We start from the raw sequence: 3630 nt of genomic DNA on the forward strand, positions 1-3630 counted from the left end.
TCTTTAGTCTTCAGTTCAGTAGTATTGTCTATTTGTTTATCTCTGATTCTCTAAGTACTTTTTTCTGAGCCTGAGCTTTTAGTCCAAACTCCAGAGGTTAAGGTCAGATACAATTTGTCAATAAGCAATAGTACTTAAAATATTGCTGAAATCGGGGTTAGAAACAGAATTTTTGATTGGGCGATGCCTAGGTTGGGCTTTGCCTACGCGTCATCTTGATACGCATCATTTATTCTTAACCCATAATTTCAGTACAACAGTTAACTTCATACCTCGGCTCTTTCCAAATTTTAAGCATAATTTCTAATTGACAAAAGTAATATTATCTTAACCTCTCACCGATGGTTGCCTGTTGCCCGTTCCCTGTTCCCTTTTAATGGAATTCACTGAATAACCCTTAACAGAATATGACAAAATCCCTCATAGTTACCGCATGGTAGTTTGAGGGATTTGCATTCTGTTATTTTCCGAGAGTGACAAAAAATGGCTATTCTTTCTAGCTAATTGCCTTCTTTTTCTTCAACCATCCTCCTAATAACCCAGCAGTTAATACTATTCCTCCAATAGTCGATGGTTCGGGTACAGTCAGAGGTTTTACACTCACATTATCCAAGTATAAAAAACCATAGCTAGCTCTACCACCCAACTTTAACTCTGTAGATGATGTTGTCGCCAAAAAATTCAAGTCATATTGTGTGAAAGGGCTTCCAGCAACATTTGTAGTATTTATTTTATCAAAAACTTGATTTCCATCAACAAAAGCCTGAAATATATTATCAACTTGACTACCATCTTCGTCTGTTCCTAAAAAGAAACTGAGATTATAGTTACTACCAATAGTTGTAGCCAAATTCTGGGATATGTAAGCAGGATTTACAAATGAACCAATCGATAAACCTTGATTCCCACTATCATGCTGAGGAAAATTGTTAATTCTAATCCCTGATGTATCTATTGGGTCGCCAGATTTAATCCAGTCTGTAATATTAGGATTTGGAGCATTAGGATTGTTAGGATCTACGAGGGGATCTAGTTCAAAACTGCCATTTCTAACAAGTTCTACTGCTTGTGCTGCTGTATTATAAGTATTGGTAATCACAGTAGTGCTAGCTAAGGTAGTAGTAACACTAAAAGCAATAATTGAGAGTTTTTTAGTTAATTTCATGAAACTTAACTCCAAATAATTTCAAATTCTGACAATTCAAACAAGTTGATAGTTACATCTATTACTTTATCAATTGGTCAAGCTAGCTTGAGGGTTTGTAGTAAGCACTTTAGGTCTTATAAAATAAAGGACTAAAGTTCTTACTACGAATTAAACTTGACCGAACAAGGCAAAAGTAAAAAGTAAAAAGGCAAAAGAAAGAAAAATGCTAACAAGAAACTAAATTTATTTATGGAATGAAATAAAAATATTTATTACTCTCCGAGAAGCCGCTACCCGTCTACGAGATGTGCAGCGCGTTCGCCTTTGGCGTCTCGTAGAGAGAAATAATACGTCCTTATTAAATCCCCTAAATTTATGGGGATTATCTTTTTACTTTTTACTTTTTATTTTTTACTTCTTAAAGACTTCTACATCAGGTTTAATCATCTCCATCATCGATTACTTCATCCCCATAGTTTGCTCCTTGATGTTCAGGTGTAGCTTTCACACTCACATCATCCAAATATAAAAACCCATACTTGGCTTTAGAACCAAACTTGATCTCCGTGGATGTTGCTTTCGCTTTAAAATCTAAGGTGTATTGCGTGTAGGGTTGGTAAGGAGTATCCTTTTTCACAGAAACCTTCTTTCCAGCTATGAAAACCTTAAATTTATTCTTCAGGTTAGGTGCTTCCTCTATGGATGCAAAATAGTAAGTAAGTTGGTAGTGTTGACCAGGAATTGTAGGGATCGTCTGTGATATGTAGCTAATTCCTGAAAATGAACCAAGCGATAAACCTTGATTACCAGTGTGAGGAAAGTTGCTAATTGTAATACCTGATATATCTATCGGCTCACCAGATTTAACCCATGCTGTAACATTTGAATTTACAATGTTAGGATCGTTAGGATCTGCGAGAGGATCGGTTTCAAATCCCCCGTTGATAATCAGTTCTTGTCCTTCCGCTTGTGCTGCCGACTTATAAGTATTGGTAATTACAGCAGTAGAAAGGAAGGCAGTGGTTAAACTGCAAACAATAATTGAGAGTTTTTTAGTGAACTTCACAAGACATGACTCCAAATAGTTCAAAATTCACGACAACGACTACTTAATTGATTTACTTTGGGTAATTAAGGCGCAAGAAACCCATAATTATTTCTGAAGATATTCTGGGCAGTAGTACCAGTTAAGTAGGTAGAAAAACTCTGCGCTGTCGTTAAAACTGTAGTTCTGGTGAGTATACCCAGTGGATAGACAATCGGATCGCTCTCTGTTGTTAGGGCAGTTTCTACGACTCTTACCTTGTTAGAAATGGCAGCATCAGTTTTGTAAACGGCACCTGCATCGATAGTTTTATTTACACCTCCAATAGTGACAGAAGCTTTGTTTTCAACGGCTGTTAAAACGTTACGCACATTGCTAGCAAGGTATAATTTGGGGGTAAGAGTAGTGAAAATACCTCGGCTAGTGAGAACTTGTTTGGTATAATTTCCAGCTGGCACAACTGGAGGACTACCTGTATAGTCACCTATGGCAACACCACTAATGTTGGCATTGGTCAAACCATTGAAGCTAGTGAGAGCAGCACTACCAGCACTAACAGGAGGTGTCGTAGGAGCAATCAAAACTAGACGATTTCTGACAATGTTCTTACGGCTACCTGCAACCAATTTACTAGGGGTTGAATTCTGCAATACATCTATTTGATCGGTAGCAGCAGAAATGAAAATATCTGCTGGCGCTCCTCCTTGTATTTGACTTAGTAAGGTACCAGAAGCATTAAATGTGTAAACAACGTTGACGCTTGGGTTAGCACTTTGGTATTGAGTTTTAATGGCATTCAGCGCGTTTGTTAAGCTGACAGCAGCGTATACATTAAGTGTGGTTGTGGAGCTGGCTGGCGATAAATTGACAAACTGAAAGCCTATTACCAGCATCATGCTGGTAACTGCTGTAGCAATCCAAGCAATAAGTCTTCTTCTGTTCATGAAAGTTATGGTTTGTGGAAAATATTACCTAAAAGTCTGATTGTTGCCATACCTGACTGACGCACAGGCATGTGAAAACCGGCCACAGAGATGGCAGAGGATATGGATGAATGGGAGTTAGAGAGGGGTTTAGCGTAAGTCCTACGCATAATAAATTCTTGGAAACAAATAGCTAATTACAATTGCTAATGCTTTTAGCAATTGTAATTAGCCGTTTATTATTTCCAAGTAGAATTACACAAACAGCGAGTGAAATGTATTTAGTGATGAAATAATATCAGCTAAATATACTATTTACCAACTTTTTTGGTGATGAAACCCTGACAAAAAGCTGGAGCAGGCGCATATAACCCCTGAGAAAACCCTGAATTCTTTACTGGGCATTGATTATACATAAAATTACCAAGCCCCTTCGGGGCGGGAACAGGGAACTCTTAACAGGGAACAGAAAAAAATTAGCCCCGAATACAGGGTTTAAAGCCCCTAAATTTATT

Annotated in this window: 3 protein-coding genes; all 3 read right to left on the reverse strand. The window is 37.7% G+C overall.

Annotated features, from left to right (window positions below):
• Positions 1 to 496: 496 nt before the first annotated feature.
• Positions 497 to 1165 (reverse strand): PEP-CTERM sorting domain-containing protein, encoded by a 669-nt coding sequence (locus V7K67_RS20710; RefSeq protein WP_334733188.1) that lies wholly within the window; start codon positions 1163 to 1165, stop codon positions 497 to 499.
• Positions 1166 to 1586: 421 nt separating this feature from the next.
• Positions 1587 to 2213, reverse strand: a complete 627-nt coding sequence (locus tag V7K67_RS20715) for a DUF642 domain-containing protein (RefSeq protein ID WP_334710518.1) — start codon at positions 2211 to 2213, stop codon at positions 1587 to 1589.
• 65 nt (positions 2214 to 2278) lie between these two features.
• The gene (gene modA / locus V7K67_RS20720; protein WP_335168166.1) at positions 2279 to 3136 is read right to left on the reverse strand and encodes a molybdate ABC transporter substrate-binding protein; all 858 of its coding nucleotides are present in this window, start codon (positions 3134 to 3136) and stop codon (positions 2279 to 2281) included.
• Positions 3137 to 3630: the final 494 nt, after the last annotated feature.

Origin of the sequence: Nostoc sp. (assembly GCF_036917155.1) — a bacterium.
GTDB lineage: Bacteria > Cyanobacteriota > Cyanobacteriia > Cyanobacteriales > Nostocaceae > Nostoc.